Annotated in this window: 20 protein-coding genes; 6 read left to right on the top strand and 14 right to left on the bottom strand. The window is 59.5% G+C overall.

Features of this window, described 5'->3' with window-relative positions; genetic code table 11:
* Nucleotides 1–91: 91 nt before the first annotated feature.
* Nucleotides 92–1342: a hypothetical protein gene (locus ACI77I_RS24180; RefSeq protein ID WP_094952125.1), complete on the top strand. Its 1251-nt coding sequence runs from the start codon at nucleotides 92–94 to the stop codon at nucleotides 1340–1342.
* 456 nt (nucleotides 1343–1798) lie between these two features.
* The gene (gene solA, locus ACI77I_RS24175) at nucleotides 1799–2962 is read left to right on the top strand and encodes an N-methyl-L-tryptophan oxidase (protein WP_406998646.1); all 1164 of its coding nucleotides are present in this window, start codon (nucleotides 1799–1801) and stop codon (nucleotides 2960–2962) included.
* On the opposite strand, the gene ACI77I_RS24170 is transcribed toward solA, so the two are convergent.
* The 4 genes from ACI77I_RS24170 to ACI77I_RS24155 form a co-directional block, all read right to left on the bottom strand.
* On the bottom strand, nucleotides 2856–3716 hold the full coding sequence (locus ACI77I_RS24170) for a hypothetical protein (RefSeq protein ID WP_406998644.1): 861 nt from the start codon (nucleotides 3714–3716) through the stop codon (nucleotides 2856–2858). The two genes, solA and ACI77I_RS24170, sit on opposite strands and share 107 nt — an antisense overlap.
* Nucleotides 3717–4014: 298 nt before the next feature.
* Nucleotides 4015–4641, bottom strand: a complete 627-nt coding sequence (locus tag ACI77I_RS24165; RefSeq protein WP_094952124.1) for a glutathione S-transferase family protein — start codon at nucleotides 4639–4641, stop codon at nucleotides 4015–4017.
* Between the two features lie 68 nt (nucleotides 4642–4709).
* Nucleotides 4710–6449, bottom strand: coding sequence for an OPT family oligopeptide transporter (locus ACI77I_RS24160; protein WP_406998642.1), 1740 nt, complete (start codon nucleotides 6447–6449; stop codon nucleotides 4710–4712).
* Nucleotides 6450–6716: 267 nt separating this feature from the next.
* Nucleotides 6717–8774, bottom strand: a complete 2058-nt coding sequence (locus tag ACI77I_RS24155) for a methyl-accepting chemotaxis protein (protein ID WP_094953268.1) — start codon at nucleotides 8772–8774, stop codon at nucleotides 6717–6719.
* Between the two features lie 292 nt (nucleotides 8775–9066).
* On the opposite strand from ACI77I_RS24155, the gene ACI77I_RS24150 reads away from it, so the two are divergent.
* Nucleotides 9067–9618 carry an RNA 2'-phosphotransferase gene (locus ACI77I_RS24150; protein ID WP_406998640.1) on the top strand — a complete coding sequence of 184 codons (552 nt, stop codon included), beginning with the start codon at nucleotides 9067–9069 and terminating at the stop codon, nucleotides 9616–9618.
* Here ACI77I_RS24150 and ACI77I_RS24145 read toward each other — a convergent pair.
* The 5 genes from ACI77I_RS24145 to ACI77I_RS24125 form a co-directional block, all read right to left on the bottom strand.
* Nucleotides 9597–9887 carry a DUF3144 domain-containing protein gene (locus ACI77I_RS24145; protein WP_094953264.1) on the bottom strand — a complete coding sequence of 97 codons (291 nt, stop codon included), beginning with the start codon at nucleotides 9885–9887 and terminating at the stop codon, nucleotides 9597–9599. The two genes, ACI77I_RS24150 and ACI77I_RS24145, sit on opposite strands and share 22 nt — an antisense overlap.
* A gap of 92 nt (nucleotides 9888–9979) precedes the next feature.
* Nucleotides 9980–10525, bottom strand: coding sequence for an ATP phosphoribosyltransferase regulatory subunit (locus ACI77I_RS24140; protein ID WP_094953262.1), 546 nt, complete (start codon nucleotides 10523–10525; stop codon nucleotides 9980–9982).
* Between the two features lie 293 nt (nucleotides 10526–10818).
* A complete protein-coding gene (locus ACI77I_RS24135; RefSeq protein ID WP_406998638.1) occupies nucleotides 10819–12042 on the bottom strand; it encodes a DUF1444 family protein in 1224 nt (407 codons plus the stop codon).
* Nucleotides 12043–12143: 101 nt separating this feature from the next.
* Nucleotides 12144–12839, bottom strand: a complete 696-nt coding sequence (locus tag ACI77I_RS24130) for a tRNA (adenine(22)-N(1))-methyltransferase (RefSeq protein WP_406998636.1) — start codon at nucleotides 12837–12839, stop codon at nucleotides 12144–12146.
* Between the two features lie 24 nt (nucleotides 12840–12863).
* Nucleotides 12864–13574, bottom strand: coding sequence for a FadR/GntR family transcriptional regulator (locus ACI77I_RS24125; protein WP_083357680.1), 711 nt, complete (start codon nucleotides 13572–13574; stop codon nucleotides 12864–12866).
* A 349-nt stretch (nucleotides 13575–13923) separates the two neighbouring features.
* On the opposite strand from ACI77I_RS24125, the gene ACI77I_RS24120 reads away from it, so the two are divergent.
* Both ACI77I_RS24120 and gudD read left to right on the top strand, forming a co-directional pair.
* The gene (locus ACI77I_RS24120; protein ID WP_406998633.1) at nucleotides 13924–15285 is read left to right on the top strand and encodes an MFS transporter; all 1362 of its coding nucleotides are present in this window, start codon (nucleotides 13924–13926) and stop codon (nucleotides 15283–15285) included.
* Nucleotides 15286–15304: 19 nt separating this feature from the next.
* Nucleotides 15305–16630: a glucarate dehydratase gene (gene gudD, locus ACI77I_RS24115; protein WP_406998631.1), complete on the top strand. Its 1326-nt coding sequence runs from the start codon at nucleotides 15305–15307 to the stop codon at nucleotides 16628–16630.
* A gap of 157 nt (nucleotides 16631–16787) precedes the next feature.
* On the opposite strand, the gene ACI77I_RS24110 is transcribed toward gudD, so the two are convergent.
* The 3 genes from ACI77I_RS24110 to ACI77I_RS24100 all read right to left on the bottom strand — a co-directional run bounded on the left by ACI77I_RS24110 (nucleotide 16788) and on the right by ACI77I_RS24100 (nucleotide 18534).
* Nucleotides 16788–17168: an addiction module antidote protein gene (locus ACI77I_RS24110; RefSeq protein WP_406998629.1), complete on the bottom strand. Its 381-nt coding sequence runs from the start codon at nucleotides 17166–17168 to the stop codon at nucleotides 16788–16790.
* 1 nt (nucleotide 17169) lies between these two features.
* Nucleotides 17170–17472, bottom strand: coding sequence for a type II toxin-antitoxin system RelE/ParE family toxin (locus ACI77I_RS24105; RefSeq protein WP_406998627.1), 303 nt, complete (start codon nucleotides 17470–17472; stop codon nucleotides 17170–17172).
* Nucleotides 17473–17610: 138 nt separating this feature from the next.
* Entirely contained in the window at nucleotides 17611–18534 is a 924-nt protein-coding gene (locus ACI77I_RS24100; RefSeq protein WP_406998625.1) for an ABC transporter substrate-binding protein, read from the bottom strand.
* Nucleotides 18535–18805: 271 nt separating this feature from the next.
* Here ACI77I_RS24100 and ACI77I_RS24095 point away from each other — a divergent pair, with 271 nt between their 5' ends.
* Nucleotides 18806–20044, top strand: a complete 1239-nt coding sequence (locus ACI77I_RS24095; RefSeq protein ID WP_406998623.1) for an acyl-CoA dehydrogenase family protein — start codon at nucleotides 18806–18808, stop codon at nucleotides 20042–20044.
* Nucleotides 20045–20249: 205 nt separating this feature from the next.
* Here the strand turns inward: ACI77I_RS24095 and ACI77I_RS24090 are convergent, their stop codons facing one another.
* Nucleotides 20250–20669, bottom strand: a complete 420-nt coding sequence (locus ACI77I_RS24090) for a HEAT repeat domain-containing protein (RefSeq protein ID WP_406998621.1) — start codon at nucleotides 20667–20669, stop codon at nucleotides 20250–20252.
* Nucleotides 20670–20729: 60 nt separating this feature from the next.
* A complete protein-coding gene (locus ACI77I_RS24085) occupies nucleotides 20730–21248 on the bottom strand; it encodes a contact-dependent growth inhibition system immunity protein (protein ID WP_406998619.1) in 519 nt (172 codons plus the stop codon).
* Between the last annotated feature and the right edge of the window lie 179 nt (nucleotides 21249–21427).

Raw genomic sequence — 21427 nt, 5'->3', positions numbered from 1 at the left:
GGCATTAGGGCTTGCCGTGTTTTCCTAGAAGCCGCCCCCCATCTACTGGATAATGCCGCCTCGCCTTTCTCCGATAAGGACATCCCCCGTAATGAAGTTGCCCGCCCTCCTCCTGGCTGCTGCCGTGTTGCCGTCCCTCGCCCATGCCGACGACGCCGCCTTGACCGACACACTCAAGGCTTTCACACGCTGCGACGCGAGCTTCTTCTCCAGCCTCAACACGCACCGTGACGCCTGGCAGGCCTACGCTCCGCTCAAGCAGGAAAAGAACTTCACCTGGATCGCGGTCAAAAACCGCGCCGACCGCAAGGCCGACCAAGTGCCGGTCAGCGCGCCGCCCATTGCGGGTTTGAAGCTGTTGTCGTATGCCGATGAGGTCGCCGACCTCGGCCCGTTGGGGCGCTACTATTACTGGGGCTTCATTGTGGACGGCGGTGTCGATGAGGTTGCCCAGCGCCTCGCGCCGCTGTTGGAACAACCCGGGTCGCTGCAAAAAGGCGACAAGGAATACACGCGCAGCGAGCTCAAGGTCGGCAACGGCTGGCAGGCAATCAAACCCCAGCCGGGCAAGGCGCCGGGCACGCGCCAGGTGGAACGGGTGCTGATCGTGGAGCCGCAAGGCAAGCAAGGCACACAATCGCGTGTCAGCTGCTCGGTACAAGGCGGCGTGAATGCCGGGCTGCTGGCGCTGTTGCGTCCCGACATCGCGCCGGTCGACTACCCGCGCACCCAGATCGAAACCAACTTCAGCGATGTCGACGTGCCTGCCAACGTGCTCCAGCGCCTCGACTCGCCCCTGCTGCAACCGAAGTTCAAGACGCTGAACTACAGCTACCTGTCCAAAAAAGGCGATGGCAGCAAGGACGTTCCAACCTCAGTCACCTTCAAGGCCGAGGGTGGTTTGCTGGTGAAGAACGAGGCCTACGGCAATACCTTCAACGTTGATCGCCTGACGCAAGCCGACCTGATCCAGTTGAAGTCGAAGATGAATGGCGTAGGCGATGGTCGCGTGCTGCAAACCCGCGAAGTCGAGCTGAAGCTGCCGAACAGCTGGGCCCCTGGCCAAACGCTGAGCGCACGCATGAAGATGCTGAATGTGCCTGCCCAACCGACCGACAAACCCTACGAAACTTCGTTGACCTGCAAGGTCGGTGAGCGCATCCCGGCACGGCAGGTGTTTGCCGCCTTGACCGGCGACGCCATCAAGCTGGCGTGCGACCAGGGCGACTATAAAACCTCCCGCGTATTTATCGAAGACCTGGGCGTGGCGCTGACGCTGGAGTTGACCTCGAGCGAATCGCATTATGTGAATGAGATAACGGCATTAGAAGTGGTGCGCTAGTCGGTTAGCCAGCACTGCGTGCCCTTGTGGCTAGCGCGCTTCCTGTGGCGAGCGGGCTTGCCCCGCGTTGGGTTGCGCAGCAGCCCCAAAACCAGCGACCGCGTAACACGCGAGCACCTTTAGCCGAAAAAATGAGTGCACAACGTGATATCCCTTATCCCTATCACTCGCCCACAAAATGCTCTCAACATCATCAACAGGGGCGCTACCTTTCCGAAAAAATTCCAGAAAACTACGATGCTGGAATGAATTTCCTCGGCGTATTGGGGGAGCACGAAAAGACTCAACCAACCCGAGGAGCCGAAATCCATTGCGAATGGTACGGGCAAACTTGAGCCCCCTTATCTATAACGCACACAACTGTCAAACTCCCACACACTCCTCTTGGCGGTGTCGATTGTTTTTTCCACGCCGTCACCTCAACTCCCCCCTACCCCTCACACGCGAGTACCCACCATGGAACGCTATGAATCGCTGGTCATCGGCCTAGGCGCCATGGGGGCCGCCACGGTGTATCAACTGGCGAAAGTCGGGGTAAAAGTCGCTGGCATCGACCGCCATCACCCGCCTCACACCTTCGGCTCAAGCCACGGCGATACGCGCATCACGCGGCTGTCGGTGGGTGAAGGGGCTCAGTACGTGCCCATCGTGCGTAACTCGCACCGTATCTGGCGTGAGCTGGAAGCGTTGTCCGGGGAGGCGTTGTTCGAGCAGTCGGGGTTGCTGGTGTTGACCTCACACGATGGCTTTGACCCCTGCGATGAAACCGACTTTACCTTGCGCACGATTGGTCTGGCGCAGGCCTATGGCATCGAACATGAATTGCTGGATGCCACGCAGATTCGCCAGCGCTTTCCCCAATTTGCCCACGTGGCGGACAGTGCCATTGGCTACTACGAGCCCGGCGGCGGCTTTGTGCGCCCGGAGCGTTGCATTGACGTGCAGCTCAAGTTGGCCGAGCAACACGGCGCTACGCTGTACAAGGGCGAAACCGTGACCCACATCAGTTCGGACGCGGGCGGCGTGACGGTGACCACCGACCGGCGCACATTGCAGGCTGACAAGCTGGTGGTGAGTGCAGGCAACTGGGCGGGCGGTTTGCTCGGCGCGCCGCTTGATCAATTGCTCAGTGTTTATCGCCAGCAGTTGTTTTGGTTCGAGCTTGAACCGGGTGCCGATCTGGTGGGGAAATCCCCCACCTATATCCTCACGCATGGCCAGGATCAGACCCACTATGGGTTCCCGGCGTTGCCCGGCGAAGGCAGCCTGAAGCTGGCCACGGCGCAATATGACACCACCTCTACGCCCGAGACGCTGGACCGCACGGTCTCGGCGGCGCAAGCGCAGGAGATGTTTGAACGACAGGTGCAGGGCCGTATCACGGGAGTGACGGCCAATGTGGTGAAGTCAGCGGTGTGCGCCTACACGGTGACGCCGGACCACCATTTCATCATCGATGAACACCCTTCGCTGCAGCACACGCTGGTGGTGTCGCCGTGTTCGGGGCATGGTTTCAAGCATTCGGCGGCGCTGGGTGAGGCGTTTGCGCAGTGGTGCATACGGGGGACGAGTGATTTGGATTTGTCGTCGTTTTCGTTGAAACGGTTTGAGGGGCAATAGCAGGTATGACCTGCTTGCGCAGCGCGGCGTCATCTGGCAAGAACGTCCACAAGATTTCATCTCGGATAGGCGGTTGCGTCGGCATATGCGTCCCCTGCAATTGGTTAAGGTTAATCACCTGATAGTGGGTATCGCGCCACTGGGCTAACTTAACCGGGGACCACATCAGCACGGCCTCTTTTAATGTTCCATCAGGCGCATCCGACTGAAGCGGAGGAAATTTTTTGAGGCTAAACCACTTATTATCCGCCAGTCTTTTCATTTGATAGATAGACACCGTGAGTGCGATGCAAAGAATAAGACTTACTACAGCGCCTATCCAAGGCATGGCAACAGGGGCAAACCCGCTGATGGTATCTTCTGCCGGCCCCGCCAAGGAAAGCCCAAACCACAAAACCGCCCAGAAAGCCGAGCAAGTCAGGCCTACCTGATACTTCTTGCGAGTTCGAGTAGCGTACGAGTATGCCTTTTTAGGATTCTCAATAAGCTTGAGGATTTCTTTCGGGGTGGTAAAGAACGGCCTTATTTTTTGATCTTTTAGAAACTTTTGCACCTCTCTATCTTCCGAAAAATAGAGCCAAAAGCTGATAGCAATATTCAAGACAGCAAAAAATATCACCGTGCCTAAATACAAGCTATTACTGTTAGAAGTGGAAAGGCCTTTCCAGTAAAACAAACCTATCACCAGCGTACTAATATTCAACCAAAGCGTAGGCGTCGTGAATACCAAACCTGCAAATTTTTTATAACTCATGATACTTATCTTTTCCAGCATGATTGCATTGCGTATTTTAGTTTAAATGCGACGTGGGCCTATTTAGCCAAAGGATCCCATCAACTGTCGCATCGAAATAGCGAATGCCCACAAGGAAAGAGATTACGATCTTGCGACACGCATCGTCCTTGATGTTTAAAAAAACGGGGCGAGCACGGCAAAGTGCCATCACTGCTGGTGATTGTTCAGGAATGACAACATTTCCACAAGCCCGCAAGTGAAATGAGGAGTAGACCACGTCGTCAACACTCACGGCCTACCCCTACAGGCTAATTCGTTACTTGGCGAACGCGTACTCGCCGCCCTGCTCCACCGCCTTGCGATAAGCCGGCCGCGCCTGGAAGCGTTGCACCCATGCGGCAAGGTTCGGGTAGGCCTGCAACTTGCCTTGGGCCTTGGCGATTTCGCCGATGAAGCTCAGCTGGATATCCGCACCGCTGAGTTCGTCACCCATCAGGTACGGCGTATCCGCCAGCACATCGTTCAGGTAGCCCAGGTAGTTAGCCACTTCCGATTCGATACGCGGATGCAACGGCGCGCCCGCTTCACCGAGGCGCCCGACGTAGAGGTTGAGCATCAGCGGCAGCATGGCCGAGCCTTCGGCGAAGTGCAGCCATTGCACGTATTTGTCGTAGGTGGCCGTGGCCGGATCGGGTTGCAGGCGGCCTTGGCCGTGACGGCGGATCAGGTAGTCGATGATTGCGGCGGATTCGATCAGCACCAGCGCGCCGTCTTCGATCACCGGGGATTTGCCCAGTGGGTTGATGGCCTTGAGTTCAGGCGGAGCAAGGTTGGTTTTCGGGTCGCGCTGGTAGCGCTTGATCTCGTAAGGCAGGCCGAGTTCTTCGAGCAGCCATAGGATGCGTTGCGAACGCGAGTTATTGAGGTGGTGGACGGTGATCATAAGGGCTCCGCTGTACACGAGTGGGTATTAAGGTAAGAGACTACGCTGTCGCGCTGGAGTGCCATGGATTAATTCGCAACCATCGCCCACAGCGACGCGCCGACGCCGGTGATGCTCTCCCCGGCAATCAACCCGGCGGCGGCGGTAATCGCAAAGCGCTCGGTGACACTCGGCCAACGGCAGCTCACCAGCCACGTCAGCACTGCGCCGAGGGCCATCATCAGCGACACCGAGGCCGGCAGCACGAAGGCCAGGCCCAAGGCGGCGGCGCTGGGCAAGTACCGGGCGCGTTGGGCGGGCAAGGTGCTGTCGAGAATCCCCAGCAGCACGCCGACCGCGCCTGCCAGAGCAATTGCCCAGCGAATGCTCATCGACAATGAATCCAGCCCATGGGTCAGGGTTTGCGCCACGGCTTTCCAGGTGGCGACCGCAGGCGCCGGCCACTCTTCGGTGAGCAGCATGCTCTGCGGATCGGGTATCAACGCCAGGTAGGCAAACACGCCGACGATGCTGCCAACAAAAATCCCCAGGATCTGCGCGATCACTTGCTTGCGCGGCGTGGCGCCAATCGCCTTGCCGACCTTGAAATCATTCATCAAATCCGTGCATTGCCCGGCCGAGCCACCGGCGGTGTTGGCGCTCATCAGGTTGATCGGCACCTGCCCCGGCGCGACGATGCCGAAGCTCAACTGGGACAATTGCCCGATGGCGCCGATAGGCGGAATGCCAGTGGCGCCCACCACGCGGGCGGCCACGGCGGCCAGGCAAATCGCCAGGGGAATGGTCAACAAGGCCATCCACAGGTTGATGCCAAACAACACCGACTGCAGGCTCACTACCAAGACAATCGCCAGTGCAAACCCGGCGGCAGGCCAAGCGTTCGGGACGGCCCAAGGCAGGCCGCCGCCGGCCTTGGTGGTCGTGTGCAAGGCCCACAAACGAATCGCCAGCGAGGCCAGCGTCGAGCACACCATCAGGCTCACACCGGGCCACAACAACCACGCCACCAGCGCGGCGAATTGCGGGCCGCTGCTGCCTGCTGGCAAGGTCACCAGGCCTTGCGCCAACAGCCACGGCCCCAGCCCGCCCCACGCGAGCAAGGCGCCGAGCAGCAGGGTCAGGCCCACGCGAATGCCGATGATGCCGCCGAACCCCAGCAACAGCAGCGAAGGGTCGGCGGTAAAGGTCAGGCGCTCCAACTGCGCGGTGGGTGACCAGCGCGGGAAGGCCCACAGGAACGTATCCACCCACTTGACCAACCCGGACAGCAACGCAGCGCCGAGCAGCACCTTCAAGCGCGTGGCGGCTTCGCGGCCGTGGTTGTAGATGTGAAGTAGGGTTTCGAGGGTGGCCATGCCTTCAGGAAATTTCAGCGTCTTGTCGTTGAGCAGTGAGGGCCGCAGGTACCAGGCGATCCAGATCCCGAGGAAACTCACCGAGAACACCCAGGCGATCATCGGCAGCGCGTCCAGCGTGTTGCCGGTCAACAAGGTGTAGGCCGGGATCGGCGCCACCAGCCCACCGGAGATAATCGAGGCAGCGGCCGAGGCGACGGTTTGGTTGATGTTGCTTTCGTGCAGTGTCCACGGCAGTTGCCCGGGGCTGCGCTTGGCCAGGCCTTGCCAGATGGCGTAGCCGACCAGCAAGGCAATGATCGACATGTTGAACGACCAGCCGATCTTGAGCCCCGCGTACACATTGGAAGGTGTCAGCAGGATACCCAGCACGACCCCGGTAATCACCGCGCGCAGGCTGAGTTCGCGTTCCACTGGGGCGGTCAGGTCGGGTGTTGGCGGGGTTGAAGGCATGCGGATTCCTTTCGGCAACGAAACAGGGCGACTTGATAAGTGAGCGCTGTTGGGGCTGAAGGTTCATCAACCGCGCGGTGTTTTCACTCAACGTCCGCTGGCTTCGAAAGGTAGTGCAACCTCTGTGGGAGCGGGCTTGCCCGCGAAAGCGGTGGGTCAGTCAACATCAATGTTTGCTGTGCCGACGTCTTCGCGGGCAAGCCCGCTCCCACATTTGAATGCCCGCTCGCCCCAAGGAAGTATGAGCAGTTCAACTGAGAAAATGGATCAGCCCAGCCGAAAACGCGCAGTGTTTTCGCTCAATGCCCGGCTGCCTTTGCTCAACGTATCCGCCGCCTGGTTCACCGCGCGCGCGCCGTCGAGCAAGCGCCCTGCGGCCTGATCGACCTGCTGGATATTGCCGCTGACCTCATCCGCCGTCGTCGCCTGTTCCTCCACCGCCGCCGCAATCTGCGCCAGGGTGTCGGTGACGTTTTGCACCGCGCCGGCAATCTCGCCCAGGCGTGTGCCCAGGCCGGTGACGGACTCGGCATCGGTCAGCGCCTGGTCACACGCGGCGCCCATCAGCGTGACCGCCTGGCTGACCGTCGCACGCAGGCTGTCCACCGTGCTGGCGATTTGCGCCGTGGAGGCCTGGGTGCGTTGCGACAGGCTGCGCACTTCGTCCGCGACCACAGCAAACCCACGGCCCTGCTCGCCTGCGCGGGCGGCTTCGATGGCGGCGTTGAGCGCCAGCAGGTTGGTCTGTTCGGCAATGCCGCGAATGGTGTCGACCACCGACTGAATCTGCTGCCCTTGCTGGCTCACTTGCTCCAGGGCATTGGCGGTGTCGGTCAGGCGCTGGTTGAGTTGCTGAATACTCGCCGTGGTGCGCTGGCTGTCACGGCTGCTGTCTTCGGCGATGCGCCGGGTTTGCTGCGCACTGCCCGAGGCCTGCTCACAGCTTTTGGCGACGCCCATCGAAGTGGCGGCCAGTTGCGTGGCGGCGGCGGCAATCTGGCTGATTTGGTATTGCTGGTCTTCGACTTCGGTCAGGGTGCTGCCCGATTGCGCGTTGAGGGTGTGCACCGCCGAGCCGAGCTGCTGGGTCTCGTGGTTAACGCCCAACAAGCTGGTGCGCAACTGCACCACGGCGACGTTGAGTGCCGTGCTGATCGCCGCGAGTTCATCGCGGCCTTCCACCGCCACTTCGACGCACAGGTTGCCGTCGCGCAGGGACTCGGCAAGCGTGGTGATGCCACTGGCACTGCGGCGGATCGAGGCTTGCAGGCAGATGAACAAGTACAGTGCCGCGAGCGCCAGCAGGCTGAACGTCGCCACCACCGGAATAAACTGTTTAAGCGAGCGGTCGCGGTAATAACTCAAGCGCTCGTCCAGCGAATGCAGCGACTGGCTGCGCAACGCGCCCAATGCACCGAGGATGCTGTCGACACTGCGATCAAACGCTGTGGTGTCGAGCTTGATGGTGCCGCCAAATACGCCGTCGTCCAGGGTTTTGAGTTCACTGTCGAGCAATTGCAGGCTGGTGTCGTATTGCGCCGCCCACGGTTCAATTCCGGGGTACTGCTTGGCTTTGAGCGAAGCGGCGGCCTTGACCAACTGCTCCCGCGCATCGCCGATACGGCCGCGCAGGTCGCGCATCTGCAAACGACTTTGCAAAGTGAACTGGCCCGACGCAATCGACGACTGCCCAACGCTGGCCGTGCGGCCGATGCGCTCGATCAGGTCCGGCGTGTGCTGGGTGGAGATCTGCATCAACAAGTAGGTTTCCAGCCACGGGTCGAGGATCAGCCCAGCGTCCTGGGTGATCTGCTCGCGCAGGGTTTGCATGGCGGTCAAGGCGGCGGTGAAGCGGTCGTAACCGTCCGGCCACCAACCCACCGTGCGCAGTGACTGGGTGTCCATGCCCTTGACCGTCGCCTGCAATGCTTCAAAACGCGCCAAGGTGTCGGCGCTGGCGTTCTGGGTCTTGAGCGCATCGCCCAGGGCTTGCAGGCTGTGCACGATGATTGGGCTGCCGGCATCGACCTTGTCCATCGCCGCTTGGGCCGCAGCGGTTGGAGTGTGCAGGATATCCAGCGCTTTCCAGCGCGCCGCCTGGTTGCGCTGCGCCGTCAATTGGCCATCCAGCGTGTCCAAGGCCAACAGTTGGTGAACGCCGGACTGCTCGCTGGAAATCACCGCTAATTTGTCGCGATAGTCCTGGCCGATCAGCCACAGGCTCCCGGCCAGGGGCAGCATGAACAGGAAAAACAGGATCTGGAACTTGCGCGCAAAACCGAAACGGCCAAGCAGGCGGATACCCGGTGATAAAAGACTGTGCATGGCCGACCCACTCCCCCAAACAACCTGGATATGACTAGAAGCAAAATGCCATGTCATTGATTGGGAAGGCACTAGCAAGATACGGGCCGTTGGTACCGGGCCGCGAAATAGGCGGCTTGGCGACTTGAAAGCGCAGTGGCATGCGCGAAAATGGGGCAAAAGCACTCAGTGCGTAGAGTTGAATGGTAACCGGCTTTCCAGAGATGCGTGGTTGCCCTAGAGTTCCACCCGCACTGGCCCGCCCGACTTACCCTGCAAGGACATCTAAAATCGCCATGGACATCCAATACCCGTGAACAAGCAACAACGCGACGACATCAGCAAGCTCCTCAGCTACATACTGCGCCACGCGCCCGAGTCCATTGGTGTCGTCCTGGACGGCGATGGCTGGACCGATGTTGACGGCTTGATCCTCAACGCCAACCAACACGGCCACACGCTGGATCGCCAAGCGCTGCTCGACGTGGTCGAGACCAACGAAAAAAAGCGCTTCACGCTCTCAGGCGACGGCCAGCGTATCCGCGCCGCACAAGGGCACAGCACCGCGCAGGTCCAGGTGCAGCACATCGAGAAGGCGCCGCCCGCCCTGCTCTACCATGGCACCGCCAGTCGCTTCATGGCTTCTATCGACTCGCAGGGATTGATCCCTGGCAGTCGGCACCATGTACACCTTACGGACAACCCAGAAACAGCGCTGGCCGTTGGCAAACGCTATGGGCAGCCTGTGCTGCTTACGGTTGATGCGCTGGGTATGAGCCAGGCGGGAATAGCGTTTTATCAAGCGGACAATGGGGTGTGGTTGGTGGCGTCGGTGCCGGCGAACTATTTGACGAGCATGTACTGACTGAAATTATTAATGTGATCATCCAGATTATCCTCAAGCATCATCCGGTACTGGTCACAGAAATACTTCAGCATCGCTTCCCGCGCATCGGCCATTTCGGCGCCGGACTTGAAGTTGCGCGCACTGGCCCAGGCGTTAAAGCGCGTGGTGCCGAACATCATCGAGGCGCTGACCTCGCCGAGGTTTTCACAGGTCTTGAGCTGCTCGTTCGACAGTTCGATGTGTGCATCCGCACGGTCGTAGAAGGCTTGGTCGGTGGCTTCGGCCATGGTGGGGTTCCTGGGTGATCGAATAATGGCGGCTATTGGAGCATATCCGGCCGCCGTAGAGGAGACGCCCCCGGGTGGAGGCGCCTTGAACATCAAGCCAGTGCGAGCACCACCCGCTCAAGCCCGATGCCGAACCCCGCGCCTTCTCGGTAAGCGCCGCCGCCAACCACTTGCTGCTGCGCACCTAACGCGGGGCAACGCACCTCGAAGCCATTGCCCTCCAGGTAGTAACTCAGCCCGCGTTTCACCGCCAGGTTGAGCTCGTAATCGAGCCCCAGCGTGTCCAGAAAACCGCTGCACAGCGCCTGGCTGCGCTGCAACGCCGACACCGGGTCAGGGCTGAGAATCTCGACCCCCAACTGGGTGAATTCACGATAACGACCGGCTTGCGGCCGCTCATACCGGTAACACCGCGCCACGTAGAAAAACATCGCCTCCTCTCGCCCGCCCAGTAACTGCGCGTTGCGCTCCTGGAACAGCGCAGTGGCTTCCGGGATCAGGCAGCAGGGTCGGCCCGCCTTGTCATCAAAGGCCCACATCTGCCCGATGATTTCACTGCCGCCGGCTTTTTCGATAAACGTATCCTGGCCCCACAGGGCCGGCACGATGGCTTCTTCAGCGCCCGCTTCGATGAAGATAGCTCCGAAAACGGCCCTCTATCTCACGCATCGCTGCGGCTTCTTTACCCGTCACTATTCGGGTTCCACGTAGCATAGTCATGTGTTGTATCTCCATTATTTACAGGCAATAAAAAAGGCGCCGTGGGCGCCTTGGGTGATGGTTCATTGAGTGATCAGAGGTTCTGGTCAATCAGTGAGCGCAAGCAACCGCGGCACCTTGGGCAAGGTCCGTGGTGGTGGTGGCGGTTGCTTTGCGAAAATTGAGTCATGGGCGATCCTTGCACAGTCAGACGAAGCATTACAAGCCGCCGTTAAAACAACGGCGTCAACTGGCTCAACTGTGCAGCCGTCGGAAAACCCAGCGTACGATAGCGCATTGGGTACAGGCTCGCCGGTGCCAGCAAATCACCCAGCTTGGCTTGAAGCTCATCCCATTCGACCACTTGGGTCTGGGCGGTGCCGTCAGGCTGGATCTGCACCAACGCCACGCGGTCGGTCTTGGGCAGCAAGGTGTCGACGGTTTCTGTCCAACTGCACATCGAGAATGTCTTGCCGTTGCTGTCCTTCAACTCGAACAGCTTGTAGGTCGCTACAAACACGTCGATCTTCTGCTCTTCATGGATCGTGTCGAGCTGCTCTTTCTGCGCGTGGTAATTGCCTTGCAGCAGCATGTGTTCGAGGCTCGCCACACGCTCAAGGAGCGCTTCGTCCTGGCTGATAAAAGACACGATCCGTTGATCGTCGTAGGTGTAGACCTGGCTGGAAACGGAGCGCCCGCTTTCCATGGCCTTGAAGCTGACCTCGACCATATGCCGAATGCCTTCTTCATCCTTGTCACCGGTCACCATGAGGATGTCGCGGGTCGGGATCATGAACACCGGGCGGCCTTTGATGGCCGCACGCTGCAGGACATCCGGCAGCAGCACGCGGCTGGTGTCGTAGCCGTCATTCCAGCGGCCGACGTAGAGGCCGGGCACAATTTCATCAAACGCCTCCTGGGTTGCTTCGCGCAGGTTGCTCACCGCCACTGCGAGCGCCTCGCCCAGGCTCACGCCCCAGTTTTCCTTCGGCCCCTCGGTGAGGGTGGAGGTGGTCTCGGGGTAGTCCACTGCCAGCAAGGTCACGCAGTCTTTGCCCAAGGCCTGGTGAACAGCGGTGTAAGGCGCGTCCCAGCCTTCGGTGCGCACGTGATGCAGGCGCACTTCTTCAAGCATCGCCAGGTTACGAATCACCGGACGTAACATCGGCTTGACGTCTTCAAAGCTTTGCGGCGCTTCCTTTTTGTAGCCGAGCAGTGTCGATACATAACCCTTCAACACCTCAGATTTGTGCGCCTTGTCGGCACTCTGATAGTCATTGAATGCGTTATGCAGGTTGAAGTAGCTGCCGTCGCCATGTTTGAGGCGGAACTCTTTGGGCACGTACTCAAGAGGTTCGCTGAAACCGGCATCACGAGCAGCCTTGATGACTTTCTCAGCGAATGCGTCTTCGGTCAGGGGGCGATTGAAGAGTGTGTTCAACAGGGAGCCAAACATGCGCAAAGTCCTCCATGAGTGCGAGCCGTCCATCATGGGCGGTGCACGAGACCGGGTAAAGCGCCGGTCTGGGTTGTGTGACCCCGTTCACTGTTACCGGTTCAAGCCAGCAACTGCGTAATCCACCGCGCCTGCTGTTCAATCTCTTGCACCTTCGCCTGCGGCACTGCCTGGCGCGCCTGCTCGAAGCTGGCCAGGGTCTTGTGCTTCTGACGCAGCATGCGTTGCCATTTGGCCAGGAATACCGGGCTGCGCGCCTGCATTTGCAGCGGGCCGAAGTACAGTTCCTCATCGGTGTAGGTCACAGGCGTAGCACGCTCGGCGACGATGATTTCGTAATAGAAGCGATTCTCCTGCAGCAGCTCTTCAAGCAGGATGCGGTAGCCGTTTTCCATTAACCATTGGCGCAGCGGTTGCTCGTCGCCGTTGGGTTGCAGGATCAGGCGTTCCTGGCCGCTCAGGTGCGCTTTGCCGCTGTCGAGGATCTCGCGGATGGTCTCGCCGCCCATACCGCAGAGGCTGATCGCGGTGATCCCATCACAAGGCTTGATCGCCGCCAGCCCATCCGCCAGGCGCACGCTGATGTGCTGCTCCAGGCCGTTGTCACGCACGGTGCGTTCGGCCGCGTGAAAGGGCGTGGTCGCCACCTCCCCCGCCACCGCCGCAGCGATCACGCCACGGCGCATCAATGCCACGGGCAGGTAGCCGTGGTCCGAGCCGATATCGGCAAGGCGCGCATCGGCCGGCACATGCGCCGCCACACGCTCCAGGCGCATGGACAATGTGTGTTCGTTCACCGTTTGTTCCTTATCAGCACAACATTACTCACCCGAAAAACGATCCCGGCTGTTGGTCAGGTGCAACACCATGGCCGCCCGTGCGGCGTCCGGGTCCTGGCGCTTGATCGCATTGAAGATCGCCTCATGCTCCAGGTTCGCCAATTGCCCCAGTTTGGCGAAGTCCGCGCCGCCGCGTTCGGCGCCTTTGACCTGGGTGCGCGGGATCATCGCACTGCCCAGGTGCAGCATGATTTCGGTAAAGAAGGTATTACCGGTGGCCTCGGCGATCAGCTGATGAAAGCGCTGGTCTTCTTCCACGCAGCTGTCGTTGTTGGCCAGCGAAGCTTGGTAGTCGTCCAGCGCTTCGCGCATGCGCGCCAGTTGTTCCTCAGACCTGCGCAAGGCGGCCAGCGCCACGGCTTGTACTTCCAGGCCCAGGCGCAGCTCGAGCATGTTGCGCACGCTGGCGACCGTGTCCACATGCAAGCGCAAGCCTTGCTGGGCGTGTTGCGCCAGCACAAAGGTGCCGATGCCGTGGCGCGTCTCGACCAAACCTGACGCCTGCAACTTGGAGATGGCTTCGCGCACCACCGTCCGGCTCACGCCGTGCTCAAGCACGATGGTGGATTCGGACGGCAGTTTTTCACCGGGTTTGAGCTGGCCGAGCAGGATGCGCTGGGTCAGCGTATCGACCACGCCTTGGGCCAGGTTGTTGGAACGTCGACGGACAAGGGTTCCGTTTTCAATGGGCATCGCGAGGGTCCACGGGGTTGGGCTGGAGGGAGCTTAACACCGCGCTTGGCGGCGACGTTGGGTTGATTGAAAAAACGCTCTACTTGTATGACAACCAACCTGAGCAACCCTCCACCCACTGCATGCCGTGATCGCTCTGGCGGGGATATGCAGGTTCCCTCAACACGCCTTAAACATTAACAAAACCAAGCAAACACTGAGTAAATAACCAAACTAGCTATTCAACCATCGTGCTTATAAGAACAAATACACACCGCCCCACATTGCGCAGCACAAAAAACCACTTGTATGATGTCTATTAACAAAACACGCAAACCCGCATAAAAATAATCAGGGGGAGTTTTGAATTGTGAACAATTCAAGCCATGCATCTGTCGCTCCACACAGTGATTCAGTCCTCGCGCGTGCCGTGAGCAAAGTGAAGGGCCATGTGCTCCCACTGTTCGTAATCATGTTCATCCTCAACTACATCGACCGGGTCAACATCGGCTTTGTGCGCACGCACATGGAGCATGACCTGGGCATCGGCGCGGCGGCCTACGGCCTGGGTGCCGGGCTGTTCTTCATTGGCTACGCGCTGTTCGAAGTGCCCTCCAACATGCTGCTGCAAAAGGTCGGCGCGCGTATCTGGCTGACCCGCATCATGTTCACCTGGGGCATCGTCGCGACCTTGATGGCGTTCATCCAGAACGAAACCCAGTTCTACGTCCTGCGCTTCCTGCTCGGCGTGGCCGAAGCCGGGTTCTTCCCGGGTGTGATCTATTACTTCACCCGCTGGTTGCCTGGCGTGGAGCGCGGTAAAGCCATTGCGATCTTCCTGAGTGGTTCGGCGGTCGCGTCACTGATTTCCGGCCCATTGTCGGGCGTGCTGTTGCAGATCGAAGGCTTCGGCTTCCACGGCTGGCAATGGATGTTCGCCATCGAGGGCCTGGCCTCCGTGGCGCTGGGGTTCTTTGTGTGGTTTTGGCTCGACTCCAAACCCCACGACGCCAAATGGCTGACCCGCGAAGAACAGGACACTTTGGTCGGCGCCATCGACCAGGAACAGCGCGAGCGGGAAGCGCTGACCACGGTCAAACCGACCATCGGCAAGCTACTCAAAGACCGCCAGATCCTGCTGTTCTGCGCCCTGTACTTCTGCATCCAGCTGACGATTTACGCCGCGACGTTCTGGCTGCCGAGCATCATCAAAAAGATGGGCGACCTGAGCGACGTGCAGGTCGGGTTCTTCAACTCGATCCCATGGCTGATCTCGATCATCGCCATGTACGCCTTCGCATCACTGTCGGGCAAGTTCAAGTTCCAACAGGCCTGGGTCGCCGCCGCGCTGTTGATTGCCGCCGCGGGCATGTTCATGTCCACCACCGGCGGGCCGATTTTCGCCTTTGTGGCGATCTGCTTTGCAGCCATCGGTTTCAAGTCCGCCTCGTCACTGTTTTGGCCAATCCCCCAGGGCTACCTGGATGTGCGCATCGCCGCCGCCGTGATCGCGTTGATCAACTCCATCGGCAACCTGGGCGGCTTCGTCGCGCCGACCACCTTTGGCTTCCTGGAACAGACCACCGGTTCGATCCAGGGCGGCCTCTACGGCCTGGCCGGCACCTCGGTGCTGGCGGCGATCCTGGTGTTCTTTGCCAAGACTTCGCCCGCTGCCGTGCTGGCCTCGCCAAGCGCTGTGCCGACGGGCGCCGCCATCAGCAAACCTCTTTGAGCCTATTTAGGAACTTGCCATGAACACTCCCGTAGTCACCCATTTCCACGTCATCCCGGTGGCGGGCCACGACAGCATGCTGCTCAACCTGAGCGGCGCCCATGGGCCATTCTTTACCCGCAATATCGTGATTCTCAAGGACAGCAGCGGCAATACCGGCGTGGGCGAAGTACCCGGCGGTGAACGCATCCGCGAAACCCTGGAAGACGCGCGTAGCCTGGTGGTCGGCCAGCCTATCGGCCAGTACCAGCGCATCCTCAATCAGATGCGCAGCACCTTTGCCTCTCGCGACGCCGCCGGGCGAGGCCTGCAAACCTTTGACCTGCGCATCACCATTCATGCCGTCACCGCCATGGAAGCCGCCCTGCTCGACCTGCTGGGGCAATTCCTCGACGTGCCGGTGGCGGCCCTGCTCGGCGAAGGGCAGCAGCGCGATGCGGTGAAAATGCTCGGTTACCTGTTCTACGTCGGCGACCGCACGGCCACTGACCTGGCCTATCGCAACGAGGCTGACGCCGATGACGACTGGTTCCGCTTGCGTCATGAGCAAACCATGACTGCCGAATCCGTGGTGCGTCTGGCCGAAGCCGCCAAGGCCAAATATGGCTTCAACGACTTCAAGCTCAAAGGCGGCGTCTTGAGTGGCGATGAAGAAATCGAAGCGGTCACCGCCCTGGCCGAACGCTTCCCGGATGCGCGCATCACCCTCGACCCGAACGGCGCGTGGTCACTCAAAGAAGCCATCCGCCTGTGCCGCGACCAACACCACGTACTCGCCTATGCCGAAGACCCGTGTGGCGCAGAAAACGGCTACTCGGGCCGCGAAGTCATGGCTGAATTTCGCCGGGCCACGGGCCTGAAAACCGCGACCAACATGATCGCCACCGACTGGCGCGAAATGGGCCACGCGATCCAACTGCAATCGGTGGACATTCCGCTGGCCGACCCACACTTCTGGACGATGCAAGGCTCGGTGCGCGTTGCGCAGATGTGCAATGAATGGGGCCTGACCTGGGGCTCGCACTCCAATAACCACTTCGATATTTCCCTGGCGATGTTTACCCAGGTCGCGGCCGCCGCACCGGGGGAAATCACCGCCATCGACACCCACTGGATCTGGCAGGACGGCCAGCACCTGACCAAAGAGCCGCTGAAAATCGAAGGCGGCTACGTCAAGGTGCCCACCAAGCCTGGGCTGGGCGTTGAGATCGATATGGACGCCGTGGCGAAAGCCCATGAAGTCTACAAAGGCATGGGCCTTGGGGCGCGGGATGACAGCGTGGCGATGCAGTTCTTGGTTCCGGGGTGGCGCTTCAATAACAAGCAGCCGTGCCTGGTGCGCTAAGGCTTAAGGGCAACGTAGGTCAATGTGGGAGCTGTCGAGCTTTAGCGAGGCTGCGAAAGCAGTGGTTCAGGCGATATATCTATTGGCTCTGCCGCCGTCTTCGCAGCCTCGCTAAAGCTCGACAGCTCCCACATTTGATCGGCGTTGTTATCGCTGATCAGGGCTTACCGACGGCTGCTGGCTTAGCCCTTGCCGCCTGATTGACAGCCAACGGCTGCACAGTGAGCTCAACCCCTAACGCCAGCATCAGCTTCTGGACCGTCTCATAGCGCGTTTTCGAGCCGCCTTTGAGCGTCTTGTACAGGCTCTCCCGATTAACCCCCGCCGCCTCGGCAACCTTGTTCACACCTTGGGCTTTAACGACCTCGGCAAGCGCCTTCATGAGCACCTGCGGGTCTTGCGACTTCATGCTGTGCGCCAGGTAAGCGCTGATGGTTTCAGGGCTGTCGAGAAAGCGCGAGGCTTCATAGACACTGGTGCCGGATGTATCAAGGTCGAGGATCGGCATGTCCTCGGGTTTGAATTTCGATTCGCTCATTTCATTGACCTCTCAGGGCATCGAGGATCTCTTTTGCCCGATTGATTCCTCGCTTCTGGTCGGTTTTATCGCTGCCCCAAAGCATCAGGTAAGCGGTGATACCAGTGCGCACAAAGTACATCCTGTAGCCGGGCCCGACAAAAACACGCATTTCACTCAGGCCTTCGCCGACGGGCTCGCAATCACCAAAGTTGTTGTCTTCGGCGCGGTCCAAACGCGCCAACACAGCCGTTTTGCCCCAAATATCCTTCATACCGTCGAGCCCTGTATCGAACTCCGGCGTCCTGCCGATCAAGTTAGTCACAGATTCACATGTAGCCTACTGGCTACTCCTTGCCGATGCTAGTTAATTTTTTGTTCCGGCGCGATCCGGAACAAAACCCCTAGCCCAGCCCCCGCATAATCAAGCTGTCGATACTATTAGCGCTTGTTTCCTTCACGTTTAAAGCGCCCGATCAAACAACGGCGTCACGTCATACCGCTGCTTCAACATCTGCGCATCCACCAGGAAATCCGCCGTGGCCTGGGCCTCGCTGACGATCGTCGGCGAGATCGGCAGCACCTTGATCGCGTCACGCTTGAACCACACCTTGGCAATCTCCGGCGCCGACTGGTTGGCCTTCGACCACGCCTCGGCGTACTCATCGACATGGCTGTTGCTCCACACGCGAGCGCGGGTGAGACGCGCGACAAAGTCTTTGATGATTGCGCCTTTTTGCGCCAGCGCCGGTTCATACGCAACGATGTAGGTCGGCGCGCTCATCAGGCCCTTGGCGTTGCGAATCAGCGTGCTGCCCTCTTTCTCCTGCAGCGACACGTAGGGTTCCCAGGTGCCGAAGGCATCGATGTCGCCCTGGGTCAGCGCCAGGCTGGCTTCGGCCGGCAGCAGGTATTTGAAGGTCACGCTGCTGCGCGGCACGCCGGCTTCGTCCAGGGCTTTGTACGCCAATTGCTGGCTCCACGAACCGTTCCAGATCGCCACGGTTTTGCCTTTGAGATCGGCCACCGACTGGATGCCTTTGCGCGCCACAATACCTACGCCGTCGAGGCTGGTCTGAGTGCTGGCGACCACCTTCACAGGCGCGCCATTGGCGGCCAGGCTGATCACCGGCGTGTCGCCGACAATGCCCACGTCCAGCGCGCCGCTGGCGACCGCCGAGGCCACCGGGGAGCCGGTGTTGAAGCGTTTGAAATCGATTTTATACGGCAAGTCTTTCAACTCACCCGACAGTTCCAGGACGATGCGGTTGGAGAAGAACTGGTCGCCCACCACCAGGGTCAGCGGCTCTGCCGCCCCTACCGAATTGCCATGCAGTGCAAGAGAAGCCAGACCCAGCAGGGCGAGTACATTTCGACGATTGATCATGAGGAATCCACACAATTTATGGCTGACTCAACCATCTGTGTGCATGCAGTCTGGTGATGAGAGAAGAGGTTTGAAGGTCGCCGAGCGTGGCGCCCGTAGAAGCTAACGCAATAAAAGCGCGGGGTTTAATACTGTTGCGCACTATCGATAGAACCGCTGCGCAGTTCGATAGCTATTTTTCGTATTAAAAACTTTGCCACCCGTGGGTTAGGGTGGCGTCACCAGACCACTGGACCCCAGCACCTGAGCCACTTTCTGCAAGGTCCATTGCATGTCGATTCCCGCGTTGAATATCTGGGGCGCTGCGCCCTCGGCCCGTTATGAACAACTGGCCGCACCGTTTCGCCCACTCTTTGCCCACATCCTTGCGCACGCCGCTGAGGCTGATCAGACTCGTGCCAGCCTGGCGCCCGTCATCCAGCAACTGAACGCGCTGGGCTTGCCGCGCTGGCGCTTGCCCACCAGTTACGGCGGCCAGGACGCAACCTTCGCTGAACTGCTCGCGCTGCTCACAGAGCTGTCCGCCGCCGACTCCAACATCACCCAGGCCCTGCGCGGGCATTTTGGTTTTTGCGAGGACGTGCTCTGCGCCAAAGACCTCGACTGGCGCGCCAAGTGGCTGGACCGACTCGGCCAAGGCGCCCTGCTCTCCCCAGGTAGCACCGAAGTCGGCACCCAGACGCGCGGCGACTTCGAAACCCGCCTGCACCGCGATGCGGACGGCACCCTGCGCATCAGCGGCAAAAAGTTCTACACCACAGGCGCGCTCTACAGCGACCTGATCAACACCGTCGCCACCGGAGAAGACGGCACGGTCTACAGCGTGGTCGTCGACCTCAAGGCGCCCGGCGTGCAGATCATCGATGACTGGAACGGCTTCGGCCAACGCCTCACCGCCAGCGGCACTTGCCTCTTCGATAACGCCCCGGTGGAAGACGACCTGCGCCCCACCCACCAACGCTTCGCCTACGGTCAATCCTTCTACCAGATCTACCACCTCAGCACCCTCGCCGGCATCGCCCGCCGCGCGGCGCTGAGTGGTGCGCAAGAGCTCAGCCAACGCGCCCGGACCTTCACCACCGGCAACGCCGACACCGCCGCGCAAGACGTGCAACTGCTGCAAGTCATCGGCGACGTCGCCAGCCAGGCCTACGCCGCACACGCCATCACCCAACAAGCGGCGCAGCGCCTGGAGCACACGGCGCAGTATGTGATCGCCCACGACCAGCCGCTGCATGACGACGACCCGCAGGTGGCATTGGCGGAGTTGGAAGTGTGCCTGGCGGTGAACCCGGTGGTGGATGCGACACTCGCGGCGACCACCGCGCTGTTTGATGCGCTGGGCGCCAGTGCCACGGCCAGCAATAAAGCGCTGGACCGGCTATGGCGCAATGCGCGCACGTTGGCGAACCATAATCCACGGGTGTACAAGTCGCGGATCGTCGGCAATTACCTGGTGAATGGCTTGCTGCCGCCGGCGCAGTGGCGGGTGGGTGTGGCCAAAGCTTGATGAAACAACACTGGAACAGTGTTGCCGAGTCGGGGATTGGGGTCCGAGCGGGCGTTTACGGCCTCGGCCGAGTGGCTGACAACACAATGATCGAGCCCCCCAAGGCCAAATGTGGGAGCTGTCGAGCTTCAGCGAGGCTGCGAAGAGATCACCGCGGTGCACCTGCCAGACCACAACACCCGCATCGCAGTCGATGCCGCCCCATTCAGCCTGAGTTGTTTGGCTGCCCGCATTTCCTGACTAATGTCGCCGCCATTAATTTTATAGTGCGTGTCGAGGGCTCAAATCCTTCACCTAAAGCCACCACTATCGGCCGCGCGTCATGAATATAGCCTGCAAAAAAAAGCGCATCGAGTGACTCGAGCGCATGAATGACGACGGATTCCTCTTTAGCTTCAACCAATTTCAACAACACCCTCAGGGCTCGCTCATCACGCGTATCGCTTAGAGATTCAGCACATCGACCTCGCCACCTCTCGGGCTTCAGTAAAAACACAGCCTCAAGCGCGCGCCAGTCTGCATGATCAAATTGAGAGACGTGAGCGCTGGCAATATCGATGCCTACATCCGACCAATAGTCTTCAGAAAGAGCTGAGGTCAGTAATGTTTTGTACGTTTCAAACATCAGCCACCTATTGAATGTTAAAAATGGGAGATTCCTCAGGGTCTGGTCCCATTCCCCCCATTAAGTACATCGACTAAAAGCCAAGCGTAAGGCTGCACCTACAGCAGCAGGGCTACTACCGCTGGGGATAATGACATAATCACTCTCACTTAGTCCCTTGCCACTCCAGACTTCTAGCTTTTCATGATGGCTAGGACGAATGATTATCTGGTCCTTCTTACTTTCGATACTGCATTTAAATAATGCACGCTTAGTCTTGTAGCCATAGCGCTTCAACGTGCTGCCAACCCACTGATCATATCGTTGATTGGTCAAGCTGTAGTCATATAACGCCCTATCAAAAGTAGCTTCAGGATGAATCCAAACATCCTTCCGCGGCTCGGAAAGCACAAACCGACTATGCGCCAAGGCGTCAAGCAGTGCAAAGCCTAGCTCATTATCGGCAGCGTCAGGGCTGAAAAAATGCTCCACTCCTTGCGGGTCCGCTCGGCTACTTCGATGGCCAGAAAAAGTGTTTACGAAAATAAAATCTGTATTTATTTTCGCATCTGCCCAAGCTGTTTTTACGACGTCGGTCATCTTAATCCACCTTAGTGACATCTACCGTAACGCCTTTGCCAGGCCCTACTCAATGGCGCTATTGATTTGATCCAATCTTATGAAAAAAGGGGACATAAAGGGGGCAGTTTTATTTTTAGCGACACAGCAGTTTGGAAAACCAAATAAATCTGTCCCCTTTCTACTTCGGATCGGCTAGC

The sequence above is a fragment of the Pseudomonas sp. D47 genome (assembly GCF_045447305.1).
Classification (GTDB): domain Bacteria; phylum Pseudomonadota; class Gammaproteobacteria; order Pseudomonadales; family Pseudomonadaceae; genus Aquipseudomonas.
This window is presented reverse-complemented; position numbering and strand designations above follow the sequence as displayed.

Bases quoted from the DNA above. Each gene is read 5' to 3' on its own strand.
- ACI77I_RS24135 (WP_406998638.1), bottom strand. From the start codon at position 12,042: ATGTTTGGCTCCCTGTTGAACACACTCTTCAATCGCCCCCTGACCGAA.
- ACI77I_RS24090 (WP_406998621.1), bottom strand. From the start codon at position 20,669: ATGTTTGAAACGTACAAAACATTACTGACCTCAGCTCTTTCTGAAGAC.
- ACI77I_RS24145 (WP_094953264.1), bottom strand. From the start codon at position 9,887: ATGGCCGAAGCCACCGACCAAGCCTTCTACGACCGTGCGGATGCACAC.
- ACI77I_RS24085 (WP_406998619.1), bottom strand. From the start codon at position 21,248: ATGACCGACGTCGTAAAAACAGCTTGGGCAGATGCGAAAATAAATACA.
- ACI77I_RS24160 (WP_406998642.1), bottom strand. From the start codon at position 6,449: ATGCCTTCAACCCCGCCAACACCCGACCTGACCGCCCCAGTGGAACGC.
- gudD (WP_406998631.1), top strand. From the start codon at position 15,305: ATGAACACTCCCGTAGTCACCCATTTCCACGTCATCCCGGTGGCGGGC.
- ACI77I_RS24155 (WP_094953268.1), bottom strand. From the start codon at position 8,774: ATGCACAGTCTTTTATCACCGGGTATCCGCCTGCTTGGCCGTTTCGGT.
- ACI77I_RS24180 (WP_094952125.1), top strand. From the start codon at position 92: ATGAAGTTGCCCGCCCTCCTCCTGGCTGCTGCCGTGTTGCCGTCCCTC.
- ACI77I_RS24100 (WP_406998625.1), bottom strand. From the start codon at position 18,534: ATGATCAATCGTCGAAATGTACTCGCCCTGCTGGGTCTGGCTTCTCTT.
- ACI77I_RS24095 (WP_406998623.1), top strand. From the start codon at position 18,806: ATGTCGATTCCCGCGTTGAATATCTGGGGCGCTGCGCCCTCGGCCCGT.
- ACI77I_RS24165 (WP_094952124.1), bottom strand. From the start codon at position 4,641: ATGATCACCGTCCACCACCTCAATAACTCGCGTTCGCAACGCATCCTA.
- ACI77I_RS24170 (WP_406998644.1), bottom strand. From the start codon at position 3,716: ATGAGTTATAAAAAATTTGCAGGTTTGGTATTCACGACGCCTACGCTT.
- ACI77I_RS24110 (WP_406998629.1), bottom strand. From the start codon at position 17,168: ATGAGCGAATCGAAATTCAAACCCGAGGACATGCCGATCCTCGACCTT.
- solA (WP_406998646.1), top strand. From the start codon at position 1,799: ATGGAACGCTATGAATCGCTGGTCATCGGCCTAGGCGCCATGGGGGCC.
- ACI77I_RS24125 (WP_083357680.1), bottom strand. From the start codon at position 13,574: ATGCCCATTGAAAACGGAACCCTTGTCCGTCGACGTTCCAACAACCTG.